The organism is Microbacterium sp. NPDC058345 (assembly GCF_042723855.1).
Taxonomy (GTDB): Bacteria; Actinomycetota; Actinomycetes; order Actinomycetales; family Microbacteriaceae; genus Microbacterium.
The window spans coordinates 348,958-374,770 of record NZ_JBHXIG010000001.1; the positions used below are offsets into that span (position 1 = coordinate 348,958).

19 protein-coding genes are annotated in these 25,813 nt (G+C 70.3%); 5 read left to right on the plus strand and 14 right to left on the minus strand.

Translation table 11 applies throughout. The annotated features are described in order from the left end of the window. Positions 1 to 18: 18 nt before the first annotated feature. The 5 genes from ACFWH5_RS01830 to ACFWH5_RS01850 all read right to left on the minus strand — a co-directional run bounded on the left by ACFWH5_RS01830 (position 19) and on the right by ACFWH5_RS01850 (position 5,478). Positions 19 to 1,293: an RNA polymerase sigma factor gene (locus ACFWH5_RS01830; protein ID WP_378831109.1), complete on the minus strand. Its 1,275-nt coding sequence runs from the start codon at positions 1,291 to 1,293 to the stop codon at positions 19 to 21. Positions 1,294 to 1,295: 2 nt separating this feature from the next. After that, complete coding sequence (locus ACFWH5_RS01835) at positions 1,296 to 1,721, minus strand: YciI family protein (RefSeq protein ID WP_378831110.1); 426 nt, start codon at positions 1,719 to 1,721, stop codon at positions 1,296 to 1,298. Positions 1,722 to 1,940: 219 nt separating this feature from the next. Next, positions 1,941 to 3,410: a glycosyltransferase gene (locus tag ACFWH5_RS01840; protein WP_378831113.1), complete on the minus strand. Its 1,470-nt coding sequence runs from the start codon at positions 3,408 to 3,410 to the stop codon at positions 1,941 to 1,943. Then, a complete protein-coding gene (gene guaA / locus ACFWH5_RS01845; RefSeq protein WP_378831115.1) occupies positions 3,401 to 4,987 on the minus strand; it encodes a glutamine-hydrolyzing GMP synthase in 1,587 nt (528 codons plus the stop codon). The genes ACFWH5_RS01840 and guaA overlap by 10 nt, the downstream gene beginning before the upstream one ends. Next, positions 4,984 to 5,478, minus strand: coding sequence for a DUF3817 domain-containing protein (locus ACFWH5_RS01850; protein ID WP_378831116.1), 495 nt, complete (start codon positions 5,476 to 5,478; stop codon positions 4,984 to 4,986). Before ACFWH5_RS01850 ends, guaA begins: the two co-directional genes overlap by 4 nt. 124 nt (positions 5,479 to 5,602) lie before the next feature. On the opposite strand from ACFWH5_RS01850, the gene ACFWH5_RS01855 reads away from it, so the two are divergent. Then, the gene (locus ACFWH5_RS01855; RefSeq protein WP_378831119.1) at positions 5,603 to 6,235 is read left to right on the plus strand and encodes a glyoxalase; all 633 of its coding nucleotides are present in this window, start codon (positions 5,603 to 5,605) and stop codon (positions 6,233 to 6,235) included. 112 nt (positions 6,236 to 6,347) lie between these two features. On the opposite strand, the gene ACFWH5_RS01860 is transcribed toward ACFWH5_RS01855, so the two are convergent. From ACFWH5_RS01860 to guaB, 8 genes are all read right to left on the minus strand, one after another. Continuing rightward, complete coding sequence (locus ACFWH5_RS01860; RefSeq protein WP_378831120.1) at positions 6,348 to 11,015, minus strand: ExeM/NucH family extracellular endonuclease; 4,668 nt, start codon at positions 11,013 to 11,015, stop codon at positions 6,348 to 6,350. A gap of 202 nt (positions 11,016 to 11,217) precedes the next feature. Next, a complete protein-coding gene (locus ACFWH5_RS01865; RefSeq protein ID WP_378831122.1) occupies positions 11,218 to 12,018 on the minus strand; it encodes an SURF1 family protein in 801 nt (266 codons plus the stop codon). Beyond that, the gene (locus ACFWH5_RS01870; protein ID WP_378833504.1) at positions 12,015 to 13,133 is read right to left on the minus strand and encodes a GuaB3 family IMP dehydrogenase-related protein; all 1,119 of its coding nucleotides are present in this window, start codon (positions 13,131 to 13,133) and stop codon (positions 12,015 to 12,017) included. The genes ACFWH5_RS01865 and ACFWH5_RS01870 overlap by 4 nt, the downstream gene beginning before the upstream one ends. A 52-nt stretch (positions 13,134 to 13,185) precedes the next feature. After that, positions 13,186 to 14,874 (minus strand): ABC-F family ATP-binding cassette domain-containing protein, encoded by a 1,689-nt coding sequence (locus ACFWH5_RS01875; protein ID WP_378831125.1) that lies wholly within the window; start codon positions 14,872 to 14,874, stop codon positions 13,186 to 13,188. A gap of 125 nt (positions 14,875 to 14,999) precedes the next feature. Then, positions 15,000 to 16,457, minus strand: coding sequence for a pyridoxal phosphate-dependent decarboxylase family protein (locus ACFWH5_RS01880; RefSeq protein ID WP_378831127.1), 1,458 nt, complete (start codon positions 16,455 to 16,457; stop codon positions 15,000 to 15,002). Continuing rightward, positions 16,454 to 17,824, minus strand: coding sequence for an MFS transporter (locus ACFWH5_RS01885; RefSeq protein WP_378831129.1), 1,371 nt, complete (start codon positions 17,822 to 17,824; stop codon positions 16,454 to 16,456). The genes ACFWH5_RS01880 and ACFWH5_RS01885 overlap by 4 nt, the downstream gene beginning before the upstream one ends. 210 nt (positions 17,825 to 18,034) lie before the next feature. Beyond that, entirely contained in the window at positions 18,035 to 18,310 is a 276-nt protein-coding gene (locus tag ACFWH5_RS01890; RefSeq protein ID WP_378831131.1) for a DUF2277 domain-containing protein, read from the minus strand. Positions 18,311 to 18,505: 195 nt separating this feature from the next. Next, on the minus strand, positions 18,506 to 20,008 hold the full coding sequence (guaB, locus tag ACFWH5_RS01895; RefSeq protein ID WP_378831133.1) for an IMP dehydrogenase: 1,503 nt from the start codon (positions 20,006 to 20,008) through the stop codon (positions 18,506 to 18,508). Positions 20,009 to 20,241: 233 nt separating this feature from the next. Here guaB and ACFWH5_RS01900 point away from each other — a divergent pair, with 233 nt between their 5' ends. The 4 genes from ACFWH5_RS01900 to ACFWH5_RS01915 are packed head-to-tail and all read left to right on the plus strand — an operon-like array spanning position 20,242 to position 24,291. Continuing rightward, on the plus strand, positions 20,242 to 21,588 hold the full coding sequence (locus ACFWH5_RS01900; protein ID WP_378831135.1) for a branched-chain amino acid ABC transporter permease: 1,347 nt from the start codon (positions 20,242 to 20,244) through the stop codon (positions 21,586 to 21,588). Positions 21,589 to 21,591: 3 nt separating this feature from the next. Then, a complete protein-coding gene (locus ACFWH5_RS01905) occupies positions 21,592 to 22,569 on the plus strand; it encodes a branched-chain amino acid ABC transporter permease (protein ID WP_378831138.1) in 978 nt (325 codons plus the stop codon). 10 nt (positions 22,570 to 22,579) lie between these two features. Next, positions 22,580 to 23,551: an ABC transporter ATP-binding protein gene (locus ACFWH5_RS01910; RefSeq protein ID WP_378831140.1), complete on the plus strand. Its 972-nt coding sequence runs from the start codon at positions 22,580 to 22,582 to the stop codon at positions 23,549 to 23,551. Then, a complete protein-coding gene (locus ACFWH5_RS01915) occupies positions 23,548 to 24,291 on the plus strand; it encodes an ABC transporter ATP-binding protein (protein ID WP_378831143.1) in 744 nt (247 codons plus the stop codon). Before ACFWH5_RS01910 ends, ACFWH5_RS01915 begins: the two co-directional genes overlap by 4 nt. Before the next feature lie 260 nt (positions 24,292 to 24,551). Here the strand turns inward: ACFWH5_RS01915 and ACFWH5_RS01920 are convergent, their stop codons facing one another. Further along, the gene (locus tag ACFWH5_RS01920; RefSeq protein ID WP_378831146.1) at positions 24,552 to 25,808 is read right to left on the minus strand and encodes an ABC transporter substrate-binding protein; all 1,257 of its coding nucleotides are present in this window, start codon (positions 25,806 to 25,808) and stop codon (positions 24,552 to 24,554) included. Positions 25,809 to 25,813: the final 5 nt, after the last annotated feature.

Consider the following 25,813-nt stretch of genomic DNA (forward strand, 5'->3'; position numbering starts at 1 on the left):
GCGTTCGCGCGGAGCGGCTCACCCCCGGGACTTCTGCTCGAGCACCGCCCGCTCGCGGTCGTTCCCCGCCAGCCGGGCGGCGACGGCGAACTCCGCCCGTGCCTCCTCCCGGCGGCCCAGGCGCAGCAGCAGCTCGCCGCGCGTGGCGGGAAGCAGGTGATAGCCCTTCAGCTCGCCTCGGGCGACCAGCGCATCGATGATGCGCAGGGCCGACGCCGGACCGGTGGCCATCGCCACTGCGGCGGCCCGGTTCAGCTCGATCACGGGCGACGGCGTCAGCCGGCCGAGTGCCTCGTAGAGCAGGACGATGCGGTCCCAGTCGGTGTCGTCGACGGACGCCGCCACGGCGTGGCACTCGGCGATCGCCGCCTGCAGCGCATAGCCGCCGCGGCCGCGACCCAGTGCGTCCACCCGTGCCAGTGCGGCTCGCCCGCGGGTGATGGCGGCACGGTCCCACCGGGTGCGGTCCTGGTCGGCGAGCAGCACGGGCTCGCCGTCGGCACCCACCCGCGCAGGGAAACGCGCGGCGGTGAGCTCCATCAGGGCCAGCAGTCCATGCACGTCCGGTTCGCGGGGCACGAGTCCGGCGAGGATGCGCGCGAGCCGCGTCGCCTCGCGGCCCAGGTCAGGGCGCATCCAGTCCTCGCCCGCACTGGCCGTGTGCGCCTCGTTGAAGATCAGGTAGAGCACGCCGAGCACCGCACCGAGCCGCTCGCGGAACTCCTCGCGCGGAGGCAGCTCGAAGGGCGTGTTCGCCGCGCCGAGGGTCTTCTTCGCCCGTACGATGCGCTGCTGCACGGTCGCCACCGGCACGAGGAACGCGCGGGCGATCTCCTCGCTGCCGAGGCCGCCCACCACCTTCAGCGTGAGGGCGACCTGCGCCTCGCGGGAGAGCACGGGGTGGCAGGCGATGAAGATGAGGCGCAGCACGTCGTCGTCGATGGCGTCGGGGTCCCAGGGCAGCGCATCGGCCGCCTCGTCCTGCTCACGCTCGAGGTGGTGGGCGATCGCGGCGATGCGCTCGTCGTAGCGCTCCCTGCGTCGCCACCCGTCGATCGCTCGTCGTTTCGCCACCGCCGTGAGCCAGGCCGCAGGGTTGCGCGGTACGCCCGACTCCGGCCACTGCTCGAGCGCCTCCGCGAGAGCGTCCTGCGCGAGGTCCTCGGCGAGGGCGAAATCGCCGACCATCCGCGTGAGGGTCGCGACGATCTTCGCCGACTCGATGCGCCAGACCGCGGCGACGGCGCGCCCCGCGGTCGCCGCGGGGTGCGCCGTCACCTCAGCGGTGTCCATGGTCAGCTCTGGGCGCGCTGCGCCTGCTCTTCACGCCAGCCCGCTTCCTTCTCGATCCACTCGTTGTCGTCCGGGAAGTCCGACATCTCGGTGACGCGTCGCACCTCGAGGAACGACCCGGGTCCGAGCGGGGCACGTCCCGCCCATTCGGCGGCCTCCTCGCGGGTGGCGACCTCGATGATCCAGAAGCCGTTGAACAGCTCCTTGGTCTCGCCGTAGGGGCCGTCGGTGACCAGCGGCTGCTCGGCGCTGAAGTCGACCACGAAGCCTTCCGCCGCGTCGGTCAGGCCTTCGCCGGCCAGCAGCACACCGGCCTTCATCATCGACTCGTTGTACTTGCCCATGGCCTCGATGACCTGCTCGAAGGGCGTCTCCTCGTACGCCTTCACAGCCTCGTCGGTCGCGCGCATGATCAGCATGAACTTCATGATGTGTCTCCTTGTCGAGGGGCCGTCTCTCGACCCTCTCACTGAAGACGTCGAACGAGAAGACGGCGGATCGACATCGCCGCGAACTTTTTCGCAGATTCTCTTCTCCGACATTCTCCGCATCCGTGTCCGAGAAGATGTGACTGCCAGGGCAGCACGCCGACACTTCCCCGACACGCCCGACGCTGAGCCGGTTCGGACCGCATCCGCCACGTGCCGTCAGCGGCGCGGCCCACCGGACAGAGCGACGCGCACCGCGCCCGCGAGGGCCGTCATCGCGGCATCCTCGCTCCAGGCGGACGCCGCGACCGGCGCCTGCGCGGCCAGGCGCGCGAGCAGCGCGGCATCCGTGAGCACCCGCCGGACGGCTTCCGCGAGTGCGTGCTCGTCGCCGGAGGGGACCAGCATCCCGCCGCCCCGGCGCAGCACGTCACCGGGGCCGTAGCGGACGTCGTAGGAGATCACCGGGCAGCCGGCGGCGAGCGCCTCGACGATCGACAGGCCCTGCCCTTCGAAGGCGGTCGCGGTCACCATCAGCGACGCGCGACGCAGCACCGCGTCCGGGTCGTCGGTGCGCCCCATCAGGCGCACGCGGTCGCCGGCGCCGAGGCCGTCGATCAGCGCCGTGAGGGATGCTGCGGCCGGGCCGTCTCCCCAGATCTCCAGGTGCGTGTCCGACACATCGGCGGCGAGGAAGGCTCGCACGAGATGGTCGATGCGCTTGCCCGGTGCGAGACGGGACATACTCACCACGAGACCGGTCACGCGCTCGTCGTCGCTGATCGGGCGCAGCGGGATGCCGTGCGGCGCGACGAGGTGCACGGCGTCGCCGCCGAAGCGCTGCACGACATCGTCGCGCTGCGCCTGCGTCGGCCAGATCACCGCGTCGAAGCGGTCACTGATCGCGAACCACCGCGTCCACAGGGCGTTCAGCGACGCATCCGGCGTGAAAGGCGGCTCGAGATGCATGGTGTGGATCGTGTGCACGATGCGCACGCGAGGGTGCCGCCACCCGGCGAGCAGTTCGCCGAGCTGGCGCGACTCGCAGATCACCACGACCGGGCGATCGGTCTCGTCGACGAGCCGGTCCAGCCAGGCGCGGTAGAGCCCGCCGAACCCGGGCAGCGTGCCGATCGTCTCGCCGTGCTCGCCGTACACGAAGACGGGCGCCGTGCTGAGGTGCCAGTCGGGATCGCCCTGGATCACGGGCAGTGCCGCGAAGCGCCGCCCCGCGGCATCCGTCAGCTCACGGTACTCGTCGGCGGTCGCCGAGTGCACCACGTCCCGTCGAGCGAACCGCTTCTCTGCGTCGGTATCCGGTGCACTCGACGACATCCGGTGCACTCGGCGTGACGGCGACGCGGATGCGGCGTGGCGCAGCCAGGGCGCCGCGCCGCCTGCCGAGTCGCTCGCCTCGTCGAAGAGGTTGCGCAGCGGAATGCTCCGGGGCAGCATCCCGAGCCGGTCGAACTCCGCCCGGTGCGTCGCGTGCGCGGCGGCATCCCCGGGATCCACCGTGAGCACCTGCACGTCCGCGCCGCGCTCGGCCATCTGCCTCGCCCGTGCCGCCGTCGAGATCGTGTAGCCGCCGTCGAGTCCGGGAATCAGCCGGCTCGACAGCACGAGATACGCCGCGTCGGGGAAGAGCGGCTCCCCCGGCGCGGCGTCGCTCCTGCGGTCTACTCCCACTCGATGGTCGCCGGCGGCTTCGAGGTGACGTCGAGCACGACGCGGTTGACCTCGCGGACCTCGTTGGTGATGCGGTTCGAGATCCGGGCCAGCACGTCGTATGGCAGTCGGGTCCAGTCGGCGGTCATGGCGTCTTCGCTCGAGACGGGACGCAGCACGATGGGGTGGCCGTAGGTGCGGCCGTCGCCCTGCACACCCACCGAGCGCACATCGGCCAGCAGCACGACCGGGCACTGCCAGATGGCCTCGTCGAGGCCGGCCCTGGTGAGCTCCTCGCGGGCGATGGCGTCCGCCTCACGCAGCACCTCGAGGCGCTCGCGGGTCACCTCGCCGATGATGCGGATGCCGAGGCCCGGCCCGGGGAACGGCTGGCGGCCGACGATCGCCTCGGGGATGCCGAGTTCACGGCCGATCGCGCGCACCTCGTCCTTGAACAGGGCGCGCAGCGGCTCGACGAGCTCGAAGTCCAGGTCTTCGGGAAGCCCGCCCACGTTGTGGTGCGACTTGATGTTCGCGGTGCCCGCGCCGCCGCCCGACTCGACCACGTCGGGGTACAGCGTGCCCTGCACGAGGAACTTCACGGGGGCCCCGCCCGACGCCTTGGCCTCTTCGACCAGGTCGAGCTGCACCTGCTCGAACGCGCGGATGAACTCGCGGCCGATGATCTTGCGCTTGGTCTCGGGGTCGGTGACCCCGGCCAGGTGACCCAGGAACGTGTCGGCGGCGTCGACCGTGATCAGGCGCACGCCGGTGGACTCGACGTAGTCCTTCTCGACCTGCTCGCGCTCACCCTTGCGCAGCAGGCCGTGGTCGACGAAGACCGCGGTGAGCTGGTCGCCGATCGCCTTGTGCACCAGCGCGGTCGAGACCGCGGAATCGACGCCTCCGGAGAGGGCGGAGATGACGCGGGCGTCGCCGACCTGCTCGCGGATGCGCTCGATCTGCTCGGCGATGACGTTGTCGCTGTTCCAGTCGGCCGGCAGGCCTGCTCCCTTGTGCAGGAAGTTCTCGATGATCGCCTGGCCGTGGTCGGAGTGCTTCACCTCGGGGTGCCACTGCACGCCGTACAGCCGGCGCTCCTCGTTGCCGAACGCGGCGACCTTCGTGGCGTTCGTGGTGGCGAGCACCTCGAAGCCCTCGGGGGCGCGGGCGACCTGATCGCCGTGGCTCATCCACACGTTCTGCTCGGCGGGCTGACCCGACAGCAGGGTGCTCCCGTTCTGAGGGATGTGCGCGTCGGTCGCGCCGTACTCGCGCAGGCCGGTGTTGGCGACCTCGCCGCCGAGGCTCTGGGCCATGTACTGGAATCCGTAGCAGATGCCGAGCGTGGGGACCCCGAGGTCGAACACGGCCGGATCGAGCTGCGGAGCGCCGTCCTCGTACACCGACGACGGACCGCCGGAGAGGATGAGGGCGACGGGGTTCTTCGCGGCGATCTCGGCGGCCGTCGCGGTATGCGGCACGATCTCGCTGTACACCCCCGCCTCGCGCACGCGTCGGGCGATCAGCTGCGCGTACTGCGCGCCGAAGTCGACGACGAGCGCGGGGCGCTGCTGGGTCTCGGTCTGTTCGGTCAACGGACACCTTCCGGGGCAGAGGTCGAGGCGGGGGTCACGGAGCCCGTCGATGCGCCGACGGCCTCGCGGGTGGCGAGATACGCCTTCACGTCGCGCGCGACTCTGACCTCCATGAAGAAGGACAGCAGCGGGATCACGCCGCCGAGGGCGAGCAGGATGAAGCGCACGAACGGCCAGCGCATCAGGCTCCACATCCGGAAGCACGCGAAGAGGTACACGACGTAGAACCAGCCGTGCGCGATGAGGATGCCGAGCGACAGGTTCAGGCCGTCTCCGGTGGACTCGAGTCCCTCGGGCCCTTCGACGACGTCGGCGAACCAGAGCAGCCCGCCGGAACCGCCGGCGAACAGCTCGAGGTGGATCGGTGTGTACTTCAGCACCATCTCGGCGACGAGCAGGAGCAGCATGACTCCGGTGATGATCGACGCGATCTGGTAGAACTTCAGCGCGCCGCGGATGGCAGGGAAGCTGGCCGCTTTCGGTTCGGGCATGGGTCCATTCTAGTCGGGGTCCCTCCGCCGGGATTCCGCGCGGGTATGCGCTGTTTCGGGCGGGAGCGCGATCGGTCAGGAATCGAGAAGCGGGCCGGAAGACGCCCTCCGTAGCGTCGGAGTCATGAACAACACCATCGACTCCATCACCCTCGACGTCACCGACATCACCGCGGCGCAGACCTTCTACGACCGCGCCTTCGGACTCGACGAGCGCCTGCGGTTCCGCCTTGCGGATGCCGAGACCTCGGGATTCCGCGGCTACACGCTCTCGCTCGTGGTCTCGCAGCCCGCGAACGTGCACGCCCTCATCGACGCGGCGGTCGAGGCCGGGGCGTCCGTCATCAAGCCCGTGACGAAGTCCCTCTGGGGCGTGGGCGGCACGGTCCAGGCTCCGGACGGTGCGATCTGGAAGGTCGCGACCTCCGCCAAGAAGGACACCGCCGCGCCGAGCCGAGCCGTCGACGAGATCATCCTCCTCCTCGGCGCCGAGGACGTCGTGGCATCGCGGGCCTTCTACGCGGGGCGGGGCATCGCGGTCGCGAAGAGCTTCGGACGCAGCTACGTGCAGTTCGACACCGGCTCGAGCCCGATCGGTCTCGGCCTGTACCGCCACGCATCGCTCGCCAAGGACGCAGGGGTACCGGCCACCGGTTCCGGTTCGCACCGGCTCGTGGTGAACGGGGTCATCGGCGCCGCCGTCGATCCGGACGGCTTCGTGTGGGCGCCGGCCGACGCGCACGCCGAGCGGGCCTGAGCGCGCTCCGCGCTGTCACCGGCCGGTTCCACGACCGGCGGATTCCACGACGTCGGCGCCCGCCACCCCTCGGGGTGACGGGCGCCGACGTGATCTCAGCGCGCGACCGGCGTCACGAGCGCTTCGCCCGGCGGCGAACCGCCACCAGCGCGAGGCCGAGCATCAGCAGCAGCACGCCCAGCACGAGGTACGGCATCGAGTCCGCACCCGTGATGGCGAGATCGCCGTCACCGGTGCCCGCCGCGGTGACCGTCAGCGCGGCGGTCGCCTCGGCGCCGTCGCCCTGGATCACCGCGATGGTGTGCTGCCCTGCGGCGGTGCTCGTCGGGATGCGGACGGTCGCCGAGAAGGTGCCGTCTGCCGCCACCACGGCGTCGCCGAGGGTGACCGGCGTGGACCGCAGCTCGATGCGCAGCTCGTCACCGGAGGGGAATCCCTCACCGGTGATCGTCACCGTGCCGCCGGCCGCGACCGACAGCTTGTCGAGCGAGATGGTGCCCTCGGCGGCCGGGGCGGCGGCGAATTGCACCGGAACCTCGGCCGTCGTGCCGGTGCCGGCGACCGCGACGCTGAGCATCTGCTCGCCGTACACGCCCTCCGGGACGTCGAACGACAGAGTCGCGCGGCCCACTTCGTCGGACGCCTCGATCACCGTCGGATCGATGGCCGCGGTGGCCAGCTCCGCTCCCTGCAGCGAGATCGACACCGAGGTCGGCGCCTCCTCACCGGCGCTGAACGCGAGCGACGAGAGGTCGACCGTCACCTGCTCGCCGGCGGCCGCCCCGCTGGGCGACACGACCGCGCCGACCGCGCGCTGCGCGAGGTCCGGCGTCGCCGTCTTGTTCGCCGCGAACCAGTCCACCATCGACTGCAGGTCGATCTTGCCGGTGTCCTTCTTGTCGGTCCCGTCGGCGAAGGTGAAGAAGTTGTCACCACCGCCGGCGAGGAACGAGTTCGCCGCGACCGTGTACGACGCGGCCGCGTCGATCGCCGTGCCGTCCAGCGTGATCGAGGTGATCCGCGAGCCCTGCGCCGCCGTCGGGTCGTAGGTGTACACCAGGCCCTCCGAGACGCCGAGCTTCAGGAACGGGCGGCTCGCTTCCGCGGGCTGCCACTGCTCTTCGAGCACGGATTTCAGCTGCGCGCCGGTGAGCTGCAGCGTGACCAGCGTGTTCGCGAACGGCTGCACGGTGGCCGCCTCGCGGTAGGTGACGTTGCCCGCGGGGTCGCTTTCCGCGGTGGCAGCATAGCTGAGGTCAGCCCGGATGCCGCCCGGGTTCATCAGCGCGATGTCCGCTCCTGTCGCCCACTTCTGCACGTCGGCCACGAAGTTGCCGATGGTCGACTCCCCACCGCGGTTCTCGGACTCGCCGTCGCTCTGACGCGCCCGGTTGAAGTCGGCGGTGACCTCGCCGACCTTGACAGCGCCGAGAACGTCGGCCTCCTTCTTGGCGGCGTCGACGATCGCCTGCACCTCGGGCACAGCCGGGTACTGCGCGACCCAGTCGTCGCCGACCTCCTTCATGAGCGGGCGGATCTCGTTGACGATCGAGATCAGCTCCTTGGTCTCACGGTCGACCTTGACGTTCATCACGCCGAGGTTCTCGCCGTACTGTCCCGCCGACACGACGGGTCGCCCGTCGATGACGTGGTTGTAGGCGAGGTGCGTGTGCGCCGAGACGATCGCATCCACGTCGCCGTCCACGCCGTAGACGACCTCGCCGAGCGGGGAATCGGGCGTGATGCTGTCGACCTTCGTCGTCGATGCGCCCTCGTGCACGAGCAGGATCACGACGTCGGCCTCGCCGTTCGCGGCGTCGCCGTCGCGCAGGTCGTCTGCCACGGCGTTCACCGAGTCGACGATGCTGCGCACCTCGAGATCCTTGATGCCCTCGGGCGAGACCAGCGAGGGAAGATCCTCGGTGACCGCCCCCACGAATCCGACGCGCACGCCGTCGAGCTCCTTCACCCAGGCGGGGGCGAGCGCGGGCTCACCGGTCTCGGTGAGGAACACGTTCGAGGAGATGTACTCCCAGTCGGCGCGGTCCTGCACGCGGTCGCGCAGGTCCGCCCAGCCCTTGTCGAACTCGTGGTTGCCCGCCGCGCTCACGTCGAGCCCCGCGAGGTTGAGCGCGTCGATCGTCGGGTTGTCGTCCTGGATGAACGAGGTGAACGTCGAGGCGCCGATCAGATCGCCCGCCGCGGCGAAGATCGTGTTCGGGTTCTCGTCGCGCACCTGCTGCACCGCACCGGCCAGCACGGCGGCACCGGCGCTGGCGTTGTCGGCCTCGATGCGACCGTGGAAGTCGTTGATCGTGGCGATGTCGATGCTGACCGGCGGCTCGTCGGCGGAGACGCCGACGACGATCGGATCGTGATCACTGGAGCGGAACGGCGTTCCCGACTCGGTGGCGCCGAACGCGTAGCCCCGGTCGCTCCACTCCGGCGAGTTGATCGTCCACACCCCCGCGCCGGTGATCGACGCCGCCAGCGAGGGCGAGGCGATCACGTGATCCAGCGAGCCGAGCTCGCCGTCGAACGTGTAGGTGTACTGCCCGTCGGTCCGATCGGCGACCAGGTCGCTCCATCCCTCGGACGTGAAGACGTCGATCGGGTCCTCTTCGCTGTACGCGTTGAAGTCGCCGATCAGCAGCATGTCCTCGCTGCCCGCGGTGTCGCCCAGCTCGGCCGTGAAGTCCAGCAGCGACTCGGCCTGCGCCACGCGGTCCGCGTTGAAGTGGCCCTGCCCGTCCGACGGCTCTGCGCCGTCGCCGCCCTTGGACTTGAAGTGGTTCGCCACCACCGTGACGGTGCGGCCGTCGATGTCGAACGCCTGCGCGATCGGCTCCCGAGCATTGCCCCAGACCGTCTCGTCGCTGATGGTCGCGCTGTCGCCCTCCGGCGTCACCGCACCCTTCTTGTAGATGATCGCGTTCGTGATGAAGTCGGTGGTCGCCGCATCCGTCAGCGCCTCGGGGGTCGGCACGTAGGCCCACACCTCGGCGCCGGCGGCCGCGTTCAGCCCGTCGACCAGGTCGGCGAGGGCGGTGTCGACCGGCTCGCCGAACTTGACGGAGTTCTCGATCTCCATCAGGGCGACGATCTCGGCATCGAGGTCGTTGATCGCCGCGACGATCTTCGACTTCTGGATCGCGAACTGCGCGGCGTCGGCCGCGCCGCGGGCGCTCGAGTCCTCGGACTTCAGGGTCGTGAAGTAGTTGTACACGTTGAACGACGCGACCTGCACGTCGCCGCCCACCGAGGGAACCTCGGGGCGGGGATTCCGGGTCGTGAACGACACCTTCTCGTCGTCCGGCGACTCGCTGGACAGCGGCGTCACCGGCTGCAGGCGCCAGTCGTCGAAGCCGTACTGCAGCACGAAGCCGTTGCCGCCGAAGTCGACGACGTCGCCGTTGCGCACCACGACATCCTCGGTGAAGTACGGCTGGTCGCCCTCGTGCGCGGCGTTGCCCACCTGGATCGAGTATCCGTCGTCCAGCAGGATGCGGTCGGCGCGGTTCGCCTGAGCGATCGCGTCGGCGTCGGCGCCGGGTCGTTCGACCTCGGTGCTCTTCACATTCAGCTCGCCCGGGTTGAGCCAGAGCGTGCCGTAGTTGTAGAGCTGGTGACTGGATGCCACGGCGTAGTCGCCGGTCGGCGTCACGAGCATGCTCTCGTACGCCTCGCGGTCTGCGCCGACGACCGTGGTCGGCAGCGGGGTCGTGGCGGGAACGCCCGCATCCGGGGTGACGACCGACACATCATCGGCGGATGCCGGAGTGATCTGGGTCTGCCCGAAGTGCTCGCCGACCGAACCGGTGACCGACACGAGGTCTCCGATCTCTCCGGCGACGTCCTTGCCGTTCAGGTAGACGAAGACGCCGTCGGATGCTCCCGGCGTGGCGTCCTGCTCGCCGCCGGAGCCCGCGGTCTGGATCACGATGCCGTCGTAGCCGCCGCTGCGGTAGTCCGCGGTGATGACGCCCTCGACGGTCACGGTCTCGCCGTCCAGCGGGGAGCTTCCGCCGCTGCCCTGCACCTCGGCGATGCTCGCCTCGGTCGGCTCGGCGCCCGGGTCCGGATCGCCGCCCGGGTCGGGATCGCCGCCCGGGTCGGTGTCGCCGCCGGAGTTCTGCGGGGTGATGTCGGCGGAGAGCGAGAAGTCGGCGGCGTTGCGGTCGCTGTCGCCGCCCTCTGTGCGGTTCAGCGACTTCACGTCGGTGTTGCCCGCCGGAGCTGCGGCGGCCTCGCCCTCGAAGGTGTTGGAGGTGCCGTAGCCGAGCAGGTCCACGACTCCCTCGGCGCCCGCCGTGTCGCCGGTCGGCAGCGTGACGGCCGCCTCTCCCTCGACGAGGGCGATCGTGCCCGCCGATCCGCTCACGTTGAGTCCACCGCTCGTGGCGTCCGGAGTGGGAAGCGCCTCACCGGCACCACCGTTGCTGCCACCCTGCACCAGGAAGTAGCCGCCGGCGGGAATCGTGCCCGAGAGCGCGACGACGCCGGATGAGGCGCCCTCGCCCTTCGCGGAGCGGTACTGCAGCGTCATGCCGTCGAGCGTGACGTCGACGGACGTGGGGTTGTACAGCTCGACGAACTTGTTCGTGAACGCGGCGCCGGCGCTGCCGCCGGACAGGTACGCCTCGTTGATGACCACACCCGTGCCCGCGGGATTCGCGAAAGCGGGTGCCGCGACGAGCGAGCCGAAGCCCAGTCCTGCGGCGGTGGCCATGGCGAGGGCGCAGGTACGCCCCCTGCTTCTGTGCTGCCTGATGGAAACCATGGGGCTTCCTTCAGCGGGGGCGGACATCATCAATGCTGTCTCCTCGATCGGATCGGACGCCGGGTCTCGTGAATCCGCCGCCGTGCGCGCGCATGCGCACGAGAGCGACCCTAGATCCGATCGCCGACACGGGGCAAGCATGTTCGACGACAGGTCACCTGCTGGTCACCGAATCGTCGCCTCGCCGCGTTCGGGCGCTGCGTCAGGCGGCGGACTCCTCGAACTCCTCGACTTCGCGCTCCCACGCGTCACGCGCGAGCCGGTACCAGAGGTAGAAGGCGAATCCGGCGAAGACCGCCCATTCGGCGGCGTAGAAGACGTTCAGCCAGTTGACGGGCGACTTCTCCGCCGGAGGCGGCGAGGCGATGTCGACCAGTCCGGCCGGAGCCTCGGCCGAGGCGAGATACGGCCGGTACACGTCGAGCTGCTCGGTGTCGTGCCAGCGGCTGAGCAGCGCCGCCGTCGACATCCGGGTCAGCCGATGCGGGTCGCTGCGTGGCGGCAGCTCGACGCCCTCGTCGTCGATCACCCGGCCCGTGATCGACGCCTCCGCCGCACCGGCGGCGGCGAGGTCGGATACCGCGGCATCCGCCTGCTCCCGGGTCTCGGCCCATCCGAGCGCGACCGCGATCGAGGTGCGCTCCGCGATCCGCAGCTGACCGGTGACCCAGTACCCCTCGGCGCCGTCGTTGAACCTCGACGACACCACGATGAAGTCGTCCGGCACCCAGGTGCCGCTGGTCTCGACCCGCTGCCCGCCGAGAGGCTCCGGCAGGTACTGTCCCGGCTCGACGACCTCATCGAGCGGACGCACGTTCTCGGTCGCGCCAGGCTCGGGGGGATCGGTGTCGATGGCGCGCGCGAGCTGCCACTGGCCGAGCCACGCGAACACGCCTGCCACGACCAGGCACAGCAGCAGGGTGCCGATCCAGCGCCCGCGCAGCATCACCTCCCGCAGCGTCGGCGGGAACTGCTGCGGCACGTCGGGATCGGCGGAGGTCATCCCAGCTCGTACGGCGCCAGCACGACCTCGACCCGCTGGAACTCCTTGAGGTCGGAGTAACCGGTCGTGGCCATCGATTTGCGGAGGGCACCGATCAGGTTGGCGGTGCCGTCGGCGATCGGGGCCGGGCCGTACAGGATCTCCTCGAGCGTCGCGATGCCCTCCACGGGCACGCGGCGTCCGCGGGGCAGCTGGGGGTGGTGCGCCTCGGCGCCCCAGTGGAAGCCGCGACCTGGCGCATCCGTCGCCCGTGCCAGCGCGACGCCCAGCATGACCGCATCCGCACCCATCGCGAGCGCCTTGACGATGTCGCCTGAGGTGCCGACGCCGCCGTCGGCGATGACGTGCACGTAGCGTCCGCCCGACTCGTCGAGGTAGTCGCGGCGCGCGGCGGCGACGTCGGAGACGGCCGTCGCCATCGGCGCGTGGATGCCGAGCGTCGCCCGCGTGGTCGATGCCGCTCCCCCGCCGAAGCCGACCAGCACGCCGGCCGCGCCCGTGCGCATGAGGTGCAGCGCGGCGGTGTAGGTGCCGGCGCCGCCGACGATCACCGGCACGTCGAGGTCGTAGATGAACTTCTTCAGGTTCAGCGGCTCGGCCACGCTCGAGACGTGCTCGGCCGAGACGGTGGTGCCCCGGATGACGAACAGGTCGACGCCGGCGGCGGCGACGGTGTCGTACAGCTCCTGGGTGCGCTGGGGGGTGAGCGAAGCCGCGACCGTGACCCCGCCCTCGCGGATCTCGGCCAGGCGCTGCGTGATGAGCTCGGGCCGGATCGGCTCGGAGTACAGCTGCTGCATCCGCACCGTCGCGCGCTCGGCAGGCAGCGCGGCGATCTCGTCGAGCAGCGGCTCCGGGTCGTCGTAGCGGGTCCACAGACCTTCGAGGTCGAGCACGCCGAGGCCGCCCAGCTGACCCAGCATGATGGCCGTCTTCGGGCTGACCACGGAGTCCATGGGGGCGCCGAGCACGGGGACGTCGAACGGGAACGCGTCGATCGTCCACGCGGTGGAGACGTCCTCCGGGTTGCGCGTGCGCCGGGACGGCACGACCGCGATGTCGTCGAACGTGTACGCGCGGCGTGCGCGCTTGCCTCGGCCGATCTCGATGTCCATACTCACGACCCCAGCCTACCCGGCACCGCCCACGGCGCCCCCGCGTGCGCCGTCACCGTGCACGAGCCACCCGGCGCTCGTCCCACACCGGCGCATCCGACTCGTAGACCGCGCCGTCCTCGCCGAACACGAGGAACCGGTCGAAGGAGCGCGCGAACCAGCGGTCGTGCGTGACCGCGACGACCGTGCCCTCGAAGCGGGCGATGGCCTGCTCGAGCGCCTCGGCCGATTCCAGGTCCAGGTTGTCTGTCGGCTCGTCGAGCAGCAGCAGCGTGGCGCCGCTCAGCTCAAGCAGCAGCACCTGGAACCGTGCCTGCTGTCCGCCCGACAGCTGTTCGAAGGCCTGTTGCGCCTGCCGCACCAGTCCGTAGCGGTCGAGCGCTGAGCTCGCGGCATCCCTCGGCATCCCGGATCGGCGGTCGTCGCCGCGATGCAGGATTTCGAGCAGCGTGCGCCCGGCGAACTCCGGGTGCGCGTGCGTCTGCGCGAACAGACCCGGGACGACGCGCGCGCCGAGCACGGCCGTGCCGGTGTGGGCGACCCGATCGAGCGTCTCGGACGCGTCGACGAGGTGCCCGAGGGTCGGATCGGGGTCGCTCCCTCCGCGTGCGAGCAGCCGCAGGAAGTGCGATTTGCCCGAGCCGTTGGAGCCGAGCACGGCGACCCGGTCGCCGAACCAGATCTCGGCGTCGAACGGCCGCATGAGTCCGGTCAGCTCCAGGCGGGTGCAGACGATCGCCCGCTTGCCGGTGCGGGCACCGCGCAGCCGCATGTCGAAGTCCTGCGCGGGCGGGCGCTCCTCGGGCGGTCCGGCCTCCTCGAACCAGCGCAGCCTGGTCTGCGCGGCGCGGTACCGCGACGCGAAGCCGTCGTTCGCGGCCGCCTTGACCTTCAGCGTCGCGACGAGGGTCTTCAGCTTCTCGTGCTGCTCGTCCCACCGCCGGCGCAGCTCATCGAGCCGGTCCATGCGGTCTTCCCGAGCCTGATGGTAGGTGGCGAAGCCGCCGCCGTGCACCCAGGCGGTCGCGCCCGCTCCCCCGGGTTCGAGCGTCACGATGCGGTCGGCGGCGCGGGCGAGCAGCTCACGGTCGTGCGAGACGAGCAGCACCGTCTTGGGGGTCTCGCGCAGCCGCTCCTCGAGCCAGCGTTTGCCGGGCACGTCGAGGTAGTTGTCGGGCTCGTCGAGCAGCAGCACGTCGTCGGGTCCGCGCAGCAGCGCTTCGAGCGCGAGCCGCTTCTGCTCGCCGCCGGAGAGCGTGTCGAGGTCGCGGAAGCGGACGCGCTCGAACGGCACCCCGAGGGCGGCGATGGTGCACTGGTCCCACACGGTCTCGTGCTCGTAGCCGCCCGCATCCGCATAGTCGGCGAGCGCGGTGGCGTACCGCATCTGAGTGCGCTCGGTGTCGTCTTCGATGAGCGCGTTCTCGGCGGACTCGAGCGCCTCGGCCGCCCCGCGGATGCGTGCGGGCGCGACCCGGACGAGCAGATGGTGCACGGTGGTTCCCGCCTCGCCGTGTCCGATGAACTGGTCCATCACACCGAGCGACCCGTCGATCGTCACCACGCCGGCATCCGGCGCGACATCGCCGCGGATGATGCGCAGCAGGGTCGACTTGCCGGCGCCGTTCGGGCCGATCAGGGCGCTCGTCGAGCCCGCGCCCACCCGGAACGAGGCCTCGTCCAGAAGCGGCCGACCGTCCGGGAGGGCCAGCGAGACCGCACTGACGTCGATGTAGCCCACGGCGAATCCTTCCGCCCGCCGTGCGTCCGTCGTGCAGCGAGCCGACCAGGCTATCAGGCTCGGGCGTTCGGCGGGAGTACGCCGCGACGAGGCGGCCGCGTCACGGCAGGCGGGCGGGGGACGCGTCAGCGCGGCTCGGACAGCCGGGCGAGCAGTTCGGTGAGCAGAGCTTCGGCGACCGGCGCGGGAAGCCGCTCGATGAGCGCCATGAGCAGCGCCATCGGCTGGGTCGCCGACACCCGGCCGGCGCCCGCCAGGCGCAGCAGGCGCCACGCGGCGGCCGGTCCTGGCACGCGACCGCCGTCGCCGTAGCCGAGCGCACGCAGCGCGGCGAGGAGCATCCGCGGGTCGGCGGGTGGCGCTCCGCGGACGGAATCGGATGCCGCCCGCAGCGCCGCGCCGAGTTCCGGCATCCCCCTCTCGAGCACGGGCGTGAGCGTCAGATGCGCGCTGTGCGGGATGCGGGTGCCGTCGGCCTGCCTGAAGCCCGGCTGATGCTGGATCTTCCACCCGTGCGCCATCAGGGCGTCGGCCAGCCGGTGCGGATCGACGCGTTCGCGCGGCGGCACGCTCTCGTCGGCGACGACCGCGATGGCCGGTCCTGCCGGGTCTCCCATCACCGTAAGGCCCCGGATGCCGTCCACGAGGCTTCTGACCTCGGCGGCCACGCGCGCGATGGACGCGGTCAGTTCCGCGTAGCCGGGATCACCGAGCCGCTGGGTGATCGCCCAAGCGGCCGCGAGAGGCGAAGCCGAGCGCGAGCCGAGCAGCGTCGGGTTCACCACCGGATAGCCGGGCCAGCGCGTCGTGGCGAAGAACTGCGCACGATGACGGCGGCGGCCCCGATGCAGCAGCACCGAGACGCCCTTGGGCGCGTAGCCGAACTTGTGCAGATCGGCGGAGATGCTCGTCACCCCGCGCACCCGGAAGTCCCATGCCGGAACCCCGGGCCACCACGGCAGCACGAACCCTCCGAAGCAGGCGTCCACGTGGCAGGACATGCCCCGGTCGGCCGCCGCCGCGGCGACCTCCGCGATCGGATCGAGCGCCCCGGTCGGATACGCCGGAGCAGAGACGACGACGAGGGCGGCATCGTCTCCGAGCCGGCCGATCAGCTCCGTCGCGCGCACGGTGCCGTCGGGCGCGCACGGCACCGCATCCCACTCCAGATCGAACAGGCCGGCCGCCTTCTGGAATGCGGCGTGCGCGCTGCTCGCGGTCACCAGGCGCGGTCGCGCCGTCGCCCCCGGATGCTGCGCACGCCACAGGTCCCTGGCGGTCTTCACCGCCAGCAGGCAGCTCTCGGTGCCGCCGCCGGTGACCGATCCCACGACCGAGCGGCCGCCGTGCAGCATCCGCCGGGCGAAGCCGACGAGATCGCGCTCCATCGCGGCGATCGACGGGAACACCGTGGGGTCGAGCCCGTTCAGCGGGCGGGCGAGTGTGGCCGCGGCATCCGCCAGCTCATCGAGGTCGTCGCGCCCCGAGTCGTACACGTACGACAGCACCCGGCCGCCGTGGGTCGGCGCGTCGGCGGCCCGCAGGGTCTGCAGGCGCTCGAGCACCTCGGCCGCTTCGGTCATGCCGACGTTCCCAGGATGTCCTGTTCCCGCAGCCGATAGCGGGTGACGACGACCAGGCTGGCCGCCATGAGCACGGCAGGCAGGATGCTGAACGACACCGCGATGCCCGCCACCGCGGCATCCGGCTGCACGACCTCCTCGCCCGCCGTGGTCTCGAGGTATCCGGTGGCCGCCAGCACGAGCGCGAGCACGGTGCCGCCGAGCGCCATCCCTGTGGTCTCCCCCGCGGTCCACACGCCGCCGAAGACGCCGGCGCGGTTCCCACCGCCGCTGCGGCTGCGATCGTGGGCGATCACGTCGGGCAGCATCGCCATCGGCAGGGTCTGCATCCCGGCGTAGGCCGCACCGGCCAGTCCGACCGGCGCGAGGATCCACCAGCCGGGCAGCCACACCATGGCGGCCAGGATCAGCGTGGCGAGCAGGAACACCGCGCTGGCGAGCCGGAACGCGCGCTCCTTGCCGATCCGGTCGGCGATCATCTTCCACACCGGCGCCATGAGCAGTGCGGGCGCGATCAGCGCGACGAACAGCTGCGTCACCGCCGTCTCGTCGTCGAGCACCCAGCGGGCGACGTACTGCGCGGCCGCGAGCATCAGGCCGGTCGCCAGACCCTGCAGCATGAAGGTGACCAGCAGCACCCGGAACGGCTGACTCTGCCGCAGCACGGCGATGCCGCCGCGGTAGTGCTCGGCGATGGATGCTCCCGGGCGCACCGGCAGCAGCGGACGCCGCGGCGCGACGCTCGCCGAGACCGACATCGCGACGCCCAGCACGACGGCGGCGACGGCGGCCATCACGAGGTAGCCGAGCAGCGGGTCGTCGGGGAACAGCGCGCGCAGTTCGGGGCCGCCGGCACCGAACAGCAGGATCGCGACGGTCAGCAGCACCACGCGCCAGCTGAGCAGGCGGGTGCGCTCGCGGTAGTCGTCGGTGAGCTCCGCGGGCAGGGCGATGTACGGCACCTGGAACAGGCTGAAGCAGGTGGCCGCAGCCATGAACGCGATCAGCACCCAGATCGCGGCCGGCACCGGGCCGAGTCCCGCCGGCACCGCGAACGTCAGCACGAAGGCGAGCGGCAGCCCGATGGCGCCGATGAGCATGGTGCGCCCGCGCGTGCCCGTGTGCGCGAGCGATCGGTCGCTGAGACCGCCGATGACCGGATCGATCAGCACGTCCCAGATCTTGGCGGCGGTCACGATCGCGCCGGCGGCCAGCGCCGTGACGCCGAGCGAGTCGGTCAGGTAGTAGACGAGCACCAGCCCCGGCAGCGTGGCGAACCCGCCGGTGCCGAGCGACCCGATCGCGTACCGCGAGATCTGGCCCCGCGTGAGCCGGGTGCCGGTGATCTGATTCGACCCTGAATCCATGGGCTCACTCTAGCCGCGGCATCCGATCCGACCTCGTCCGCGCGCGAGCGGCGCTGAGGGGCCACGAAACGCCGGGTCGGCGGGCATCGACGCGACGGTCTGTGACCCCTCAGCGGAAGGAGTCTTCGTGAAGGGCCACGAAACGCCGGGTCGGGGGGCGTCGACGCGACGGTTTGTGACCCCTCAGCGGAAAGGGAACGCAGCGCGCGGTCAGGCGGCGTAGCGGCCGGCCGCCACCGCGCGGGCGCGGCCCTTCGCCGCCTCCTCCTCGCGGTTCTTCGGCGGGCGTGTGGCCACCAGGTCGTTCAGCAGGTGCTGCGTCGCATGCGCGATCTCGGCGACCGCGCGATCGAAGGCCTCCTGGTTCGCCTTCGAGGGCTTCGTCGTCCCGGCGATCTTGCGCACGTACTGCAGGGCGGCGGCGTGCACCTCGTCAGAGGTCGCGGCCGGCTCGAAGTTGTGAAGGGTGTGGATGCTTCGGCACATACCGGCACGCTACGCCGCGCATCCGGCATCCGAAACCCCCGCGCCCCTGTCACACTTTTCGTCGACTGTCACACCTATCGACGTGCCATCTGCTGAAAAGTGTGACATCCGGGGGCGGCGGATCGCTGAACGCCGAACGCTGAACGCCGAACGCCGAACGGGTGAACGGCGGAACGGCGCGGCGCCCCGGGCCGGTCACTTCTTGTAGTTGGGCGCCTCCACGACGATCTGCACGTCGTGCGGGTGCGACTCCTTGAGTCCCGCCGAGGTGATGCGCACGAACCGGCCCCGCGCCTTGAGCTCGTCGATCGTGCGAGCGCCGACGTAGAACATCGACTGACGCAGGCCGCCGACCAGCTGGTAAGCCACGGCCGAGAGCGGGCCGCGGTACGGCACCTGGCCCTCGATGCCCTCGGGGATGAGCTTGTCATCGCTGGGCACATCCGCCTGGAAGTAGCGGTCCTTCGAGTAGGAGGTCTGCTTGCCGCGGGTCTGCATGGCGCCGAGCGAGCCCATGCCGCGGTACTGCTTGAACTGCTTGCCCGACTGGAACACGATCTCGCCCGGCGACTCGTCGGTGCCGGCGAGCAGCGAACCCAGCATCACGGCGTCCGCACCGGCGACGAGCGCCTTGGCGATGTCGCCCGAGTACTGCAGACCACCGTCGGCGATGACCGGCACGCCGGCGGGCTTCGCGGCCAGCGACGCCTCGTACACGGCGGTTACCTGCGGCACGCCCACGCCGGCGACGACGCGGGTGGTGCAGATCGAGCCGGGACCGACGCCCACCTTGACCGCGTCGACACCGGCGTCGACCAGCGCCTGCGCGCCCTCGCGGGTCGCCACATTGCCGCCGATGATGTCGATGGCGTCGAACGTCGGGTCGGCCTTCAGCCGCTTGACCAGGTCGATGACGCCCTGCGACTGGCCGTTGGCCGTGTCGACCACGAGCACGTCGACACCCGCGTCGCGCAGCGCCTCGGCGCGCTCCCACGCGTCGCCGAAGAAGCCGATGGCGGCGCCGACCCGCAGGCGGCCGTGCTCGTCCTTGGTGGCGAGCGGGTACTTCTCGCTCTTGTCGAAGTCCTTGATGGTGATGAGGCCGGCGAGCTTGCCGTCCGCATCGATCAGGGGCAGCTTCTCGACACGGTGCTTCGCGAACAGCGAGATGACCTCGCCCGCGGCGACCCCCACCTTCGCGGTGATCAGCCCCTCGCTGGTCATCACGTCCTTGACAAGGGTCGACTGGCGCTCGAAGCCCGAGACGAAGCGCATGTCGCGGTTGGTGATGATGCCGACCAGACGTCCGTCGGCGTCGACGACGGGCAGGCCCGAGATGCGGTACTGCGCGCACAGCGCGTCGACCTCTTCGACCGTGGCGTCGGGAGTGGTGGTGATCGGGTCGGTGATCATGCCCGACTCGCTGCGCTTCACGCGGTCGACCTGCGCGGCCTGGTCGGCGATCGACAGGTTGCGGTGCAGGATGCCGAGGCCGCCCTCGCGCGCCATGGCGATGGCCATGCGCGCCTCGGTGACGGTGTCCATGGCGCTGGACAGCAGGGGCGTGGCGACCGAGATGCGGCGCGTCACCCGAGACGACGTGTCGGCGTCGCTGGGGATGACATCGGTGTGCCCGGGAAGGAGAAGCACGTCATCGTAGGTGAGTCCGATGAAACCGAACGGGTCGTGCTGCTCCATAGGGGGGCTCCTCTGCGCCTGCGCGCGGTCGATGGGGATGCGGAGGGGGCGACGGCGGCCGGGGGACGGTGAGCGTCCGTCGTGTACTGATTCTAAACGCCGAGACGCGCCCGGTATTCCGATCAGGACACGGAATGTGCGGGCGTGCGCTCCGGCACGTTACGCTCAGTGCGACGTCCGTCACCCGACCGGCACACCCTGGCCGTCCGGTATGCACTCGATGTGGAGGATGCGTGGGACTCAGATCAACGGCTCTTCGGCGATCCCGAAGCTGGCTCTTCGCCCTGTTCGTGTCGTTGGCGGCGGCTGTCCTGGTGCTCGGTGCACCGGTGAGCGCGCACGCCGACACCACAGACGACGGCCAGGAGATCACCGACTTCTACTTCGGCGGCAACATCACCTTCGAGGGCGAGCCCATCGAAGGCGTGACGCTGACGGTGGAGGGCGGCGGTTTCGACGCCGAGACCGAGACGGATGCCGAAGGGAAATGGCGACTGTACGTCCCGGAGAGGGACAAGTACACCATCTCGGTCGATGAGGACACGCTGCCCGAGGGCGTCATCGTCGACACCGATCAGCTGCCCGAGGGCGTGAGCCCGGTCGACGGCACCAGCGGCTCGTTCGAGGCGGAGTTCGGCCTGACCGGCACGAAGATCGTGAACCTCTTCCTCGGCGAGGGCGAGCGGGTGTCGGTGTCGATGCTCGATCAGATCGTCTCCCGCGCGGTCGGCGGCCTCAACTTCGGTCTGCTGCTGGGCCTGGCCTCGATGGGGGCCGCGCTGATTTACGGCACCACCCGCCTGTCGAACTTCGCGCACGGCGAGATGGTCACCTGGGGCGGCGTCGTCGTCGTGCTCGTCGCCGGGTTCTGGCAGCTGCCGCTCTGGCTGGGCATCGTCGTCGCCGTGCTCGCCGGGGGCCTGCTCGGCTGGGCGATGGACGCCGGGCTGTGGCGCCCGCTGCGCCGGCGCGGGCTCGGCATCGTGCAGCTGATGATCGTCAGCATCGGCCTGTCGCTCGCGATGCGCTACGTGCTGCAGTACATGATCGGCGGCGGCACCCTGCAGTTGCCCGGGGCGAGCCCGACTCCGATCCGTTTCGGGCCGGTGGCGCTGTCGTACATCGACCTGATCGGCATGGGCGTCAGCCTGATCGTTATCATCGGCATGGCGTTCTTCCTCACCCGCACGCGGATCGGCAAGGCGACCAGGGCGATCTCCGACAACCCGCAGCTCGCCGCCGCATCCGGCATCGACGTCGACAGGGTGATCCGGATCGTCTGGATCCTGGCCGGCGTGCTGGCCGCGATCTCCGGCATCCTCTGGGCGTACTTCCGCCCCGGCGTGAAGTGGGACATGGGCATGCAGATGCTGCTGCTGATGTTCGCCGCGATCACCCTCGGCGGGCTGGGTTCGGCGGTCGGCGCCCTGATCGGCTCGATCATCGTCGGCCTCGCGGTCGAAGTGTCGACGCTGTGGATCCCGTCCGACCTCAAGTACGGCAGCGCCCTGCTCGCGCTGATCCTGATCCTGCTCTTCCGTCCGCAGGGTCTGCTGGGACGCAAGGAAAGGCTGGGCTGACGCATGGACTTCGGATCGATCTTCGGCAACTCGCTCGCCTACCTCTTCAGCCCCGTCACCATCGCCTACGCCCTGGCGGCCACCGGACTCGCCGTGCACTTCGGCTACGCCGGTCTGCTGAACTTCGGCATGGCGGCGTTCATGGCGGTCGGCGCCTACGGCTACGCCATCCCTGTGCTCAGCTTCGGCCTGCCCTGGTGGCTGGGCATGCTGATCGGCCTGCTCTCCGGAGCGGTGTTCGCTCTGGTGCTCGGCATCCCGACGCTGCGGCTGCGCGCCGACTACCTGGCGATCGCGACCATCGCGACGGCCGAGGTGGTGCGCCTGCTGTTCCTGACCGAGCTGTTCGCCGAGTACACCAACTCGTCGGGCGGCCTCACCGGCTATCACAGCGGCTTCCGCGACATCAACCCGTTCCCGCCCGGCACCTACGGGTTCGGACCGTGGACGTACAGCGCCACCCAGCTCTGGGACCGGGTGTTCGGCCTGATCCTGCTCATCATCGCCGTGCTGCTGGTGTGGGCGCTCATGCGCAGCCCATGGGGACGCGTGCTCAAGGGCATCCGCGAGGACGAGGACGCCGTGCGCTCGCTGGGCAAGAACGTCTTCGCGTACAAGATGCAGTCGCTGGTGATCGGCGGCGTGATCGGCGCAGCCGGCGGCATCGTGTTCGTACTGCCGTCGGCCGTGGTGCCGGGCAGCTACTCGACGTCGCTGACGTTCTTCCTGTGGACGGTGCTGCTCCTCGGTGGCGCCGCCACCGTGTTCGGCCCGACGCTCGGCGCCCTGCTGTTCTGGGTGCTGTTCGCCTTCCTGGGCAACCTGCTGCCGCAGATGGCGAGCGCCGGCATCCTGCCGATGTCGAGCGCCCAGGCCGAGATCGTGCGATGGATCCTCGCCGGCGTGGTGCTGATGCTCATCGTGGTCTTCCGCCCGCAGGGCATCCTCGGAGACAAGAGGGAGATGACCTTTGTCAAGTGAGAACGAGCCCATGGATGCGGCGGGCGCAGCGCCCGCCGCAGGCCGGCGTGAGAAGTCGACGGGCCTCGCCGAGGGACCGGCGGTCCCCGGCGTCGCGAAGGTCGATCCGATCCTCGTCATCGACGGCGTGGAGCGCCACTTCGGCGGCCTCACCGCGGTGAACGTCGACCATCTCGAGATCCCGCGCGGCGCCATCACCGCCCTGATCGGTCCGAACGGCGCGGGCAAGACCACGCTGTTCAACCTGCTCTGCGGCTTCGACAAGCCGAACAGCGGATCGTGGGTCTACAACGGCAGGAACCTCGCCGGCATCCCGTCGTTCAAGGTCGCCCGGATGGGCCAGGTCCGCACGTTCCAGCTCACCAAGGCGCTGTCGCTGCTGACCGTCCTCGAGAACATGAAGCTCGGGTCCCCCGATCAGCCGGGCGAGCGGTTCTGGCCGAGCCTCTTCCCCGCGCTGTGGCGGAAGAAGGAGGCCGAGATCGAGGAGAAGGCGCGCGACCTGCTCGTGCGGTTCAAGCTCGATGCGAAGGAGAAGGACTTCGCCGCCGCCCTCTCCGGTGGCCAGCGCAAGCTGCTCGAGATGGCGCGGGCGCTGATGAGCGACCCGAACCTCGTGATGCTCGACGAGCCGATGGCGGGCGTGAACCCCGCGCTCACCCAGTCGCTGCTCGAGCACATCCTCAGCCTGAAGGACCGGGGCATGACCGTGCTGTTCGTCGAGCACGACATGCACATGGTGCGCCATATCGCCGACTGGGTCGTCGTGATGGCCGAGGGACGGGTGGTCGCCGAGGGCCCGCCGGAAGCGGTGATGGAGGACAAGGCCGTCGTCGACGCGTACCTCGGTGCGCACCAGGATGTCGACCTCGGTGTGGTCACCGGGCGCGTCCCGACGCTGCCGGATGCCGACGCCACCCGGTTGCGGCGGACGATCGAGGCCGAGGCCGAGGCGGAGCTCGAAGAGGAGGAGCAGTCGTGACGGATGCTGCAGACGATGTCGTCGTCGAGTTGACCGACGTGCACGCGGGGTATCTGCCGGGGGTGAACATCCTCAACGGCGCGAACCTCATCGCCCGCAAGGGCGAGCTGGTCGGCATCATCGGCCCCAACGGCGCGGGCAAGTCGACGCTGCTCAAGGCGATCTTCGGCTTGGTGCAGGTGCGTGACGGCGACATCACGGTGAACGGGTCGAGCATCCTGGGCCTGAAGGCCGACAAGCTCGTCGCCCGCGGGGTGGCGTTCGTGCCGCAGACCAACAACGTGTTCCCCTCGCTGACCATCGCCGAGAACCTGCAGATGGGCCTGTACCAGAACCCGAAGATCTACGCCGAGCGGCTGGAGTTCGTCACCGGCATCTTCGACGAGCTGGGCAAGCGCCTCAAGCAGCGCGCCGGCTCGCTGTCGGGCGGTGAGCGCCAGATGGTGGCGATGTCGCGCGCGCTGATGATGGATCCGTCTGTGCTGCTGCTCGACGAGCCGTCGGCCGGGCTCAGCCCGGTCCGTCAGGATGACGCGTTCATCCGCGTCTCCGACATCAACAAGGCGGGGGTGACGACCATCATGGTCGAGCAGAACGCCCGCCGCTGCCTGCAGATCTGCGATCGCGGCTACGTGCTCGACCAGGGCAGAGACGCGCACGAGGGCACCGGCCGCGATCTGCTGAACGACCCGAAGGTGATCGGCCTGTACCTCGGAACGCTGGGCACCGACGCCGCCTGACAGACGCGGAGGGGGCGGACGCTTCGCGGCATCCGCCCCCTCCTCCGTCTGTCGCGGCCTCTCGGTGGTGCGGTCTGGAGCGGCGGCGGGTCCGGGAAGGTGCGGGTCGGAGCCGCAGGCAACCGCCGGTTCTCCGACACGGGACGTACGCATGTCCGAGAAGGGGTGGGTCGGGGTCATCGACACCCGCCACTGCTCGGACATGCCACGCGGACGCAGAAGACCCCGGATGCCGCAGCATCCGGGGTCTTCATCGCGTCTTACTTGATGCGGGTGTGGGTGTTGCCCTCGCCGTACTCGTACACGCCGATGGCCGCGCCCTCGGGGTCGTTGTCCTCGTTGAAGGTGACCTCGCCGGAGAGTCCGTCGTAGTCGGCCTCGCCTCCGCCGTTGATGATCTCGGCGCACTCGGCGAAGGTGGAGCACTTCTCGCCTTCACCCTCACCGCCCGAGACCGAGCGCATCTCGGACGCGATGTCCGCGCCCTCGACCGACTGGGCCTTCAGGGCCGCCAGCGCGATGAGGATGACCGCGTCATACGCCTCGGCCGAGTAGGTGACGGCGTCGATCGGCTCGTTGCCCTCAGCCGTCCAGATCTCGTTGAGCTGGTCGATGAAGTCGTCGGGCAGCTCGGCGCCGGCGCGAGTGCCCTTCGAACCGGTCAGGTCGGCCGACAGGTCGGGCCAGTCCTTCAGGTTGCCGTCGACGAGGTACAGCTTGCCGGTGTCGATGCCGGCGTTGCCGAGCAGCGGGGCGATGGTGGCGAACTGGTCGTACGACACGATCGCGACCGCATCCGGCTTCGCAGCGGCGATGGTCTGCACCTGGGCGTTGAACTGGCCGTCGCCCTGGTTGTACGAGGCCTCCTCGACGACCTCGCCGCCGGCGCCCTCGAAGGTGTCCTTGATCGACTGGAACAGGCCCTTGCCGTAGGGGTCGTTCTGGTAGATGATCCCCAGCGTCGTGTTGCCGTCCTCGGCGATCTGATTGCCCAGCACCTCACCCTGCAGGTTGTCGCTGGGCGCGGTGCGGAAGTACAGCGGGTCGAGCCCGGTGAACTCGGCTGAGGTGTTCGACGGCGAGACGGTGACGATGCCGGCACCGACGTTGCCGTCGAGGATCAGCTTGGTGACGCTCGACGAGGCCGCACCGATCATCGCGGTGATGTCCTCGCTCTGCAGCTTGGCGATCGAGGTCTCGTAGGCCTTGTTATCGAGGTCGCCCTCGTCGGCGGTGGTGAGATCGATGGTGACGCCTGCGGCGGCGTCGTTGACCTGCGAGACGGCCAGCTGCACACCGGCTTCCATCGGGGCTCCGAGGAACGCGAGCGTGCCGGTCGCCGGCAGCAGCGATCCGAGCTTGAGAGTGAGGTCGACCGCCTCGCGAGGCTGCTCGGAGCCCTCGCTGGGCGATTCCGCGGGCGTGCTGCTGCAGCCGGCGATCACGAGTGCGGAGGCGCTGATCATCGCAGCCGCCGCGAAGACCCTCGCTGTGCGCGAGCCCTTCAATGCGTTCATGTTGC

Excerpts from the sequence above, each read along its gene's own strand:
- ACFWH5_RS01880 (WP_378831127.1), bottom strand. The coding sequence starts at position 16,457 with ATGACCGAAGCGGCCGAGGTGCTCGAGCGCCTGCAGACCCTGCGGGCC.
- ACFWH5_RS01860 (WP_378831120.1), bottom strand. The coding sequence starts at position 11,015 with ATGGTTTCCATCAGGCAGCACAGAAGCAGGGGGCGTACCTGCGCCCTC.
- ACFWH5_RS01870 (WP_378833504.1), bottom strand. The coding sequence starts at position 13,133 with ATGGACATCGAGATCGGCCGAGGCAAGCGCGCACGCCGCGCGTACACG.
- guaB (WP_378831133.1), bottom strand. The coding sequence starts at position 20,008 with ATGGAGCAGCACGACCCGTTCGGTTTCATCGGACTCACCTACGATGAC.
- ACFWH5_RS01865 (WP_378831122.1), bottom strand. The coding sequence starts at position 12,018 with ATGACCTCCGCCGATCCCGACGTGCCGCAGCAGTTCCCGCCGACGCTG.
- ACFWH5_RS01855 (WP_378831119.1), top strand. The coding sequence starts at position 5,603 with ATGAACAACACCATCGACTCCATCACCCTCGACGTCACCGACATCACC.
- ACFWH5_RS01830 (WP_378831109.1), bottom strand. The coding sequence starts at position 1,293 with ATGGACACCGCTGAGGTGACGGCGCACCCCGCGGCGACCGCGGGGCGC.
- ACFWH5_RS01910 (WP_378831140.1), top strand. The coding sequence starts at position 22,580 with ATGGATGCGGCGGGCGCAGCGCCCGCCGCAGGCCGGCGTGAGAAGTCG.
- ACFWH5_RS01850 (WP_378831116.1), bottom strand. The coding sequence starts at position 5,478 with ATGCCCGAACCGAAAGCGGCCAGCTTCCCTGCCATCCGCGGCGCGCTG.
- ACFWH5_RS01835 (WP_378831110.1), bottom strand. The coding sequence starts at position 1,721 with ATGAAGTTCATGCTGATCATGCGCGCGACCGACGAGGCTGTGAAGGCG.
- ACFWH5_RS01920 (WP_378831146.1), bottom strand. The coding sequence starts at position 25,808 with ATGAACGCATTGAAGGGCTCGCGCACAGCGAGGGTCTTCGCGGCGGCT.
- ACFWH5_RS01905 (WP_378831138.1), top strand. The coding sequence starts at position 21,592 with ATGGACTTCGGATCGATCTTCGGCAACTCGCTCGCCTACCTCTTCAGC.
- ACFWH5_RS01885 (WP_378831129.1), bottom strand. The coding sequence starts at position 17,824 with ATGGATTCAGGGTCGAATCAGATCACCGGCACCCGGCTCACGCGGGGC.
- ACFWH5_RS01890 (WP_378831131.1), bottom strand. The coding sequence starts at position 18,310 with ATGTGCCGAAGCATCCACACCCTTCACAACTTCGAGCCGGCCGCGACC.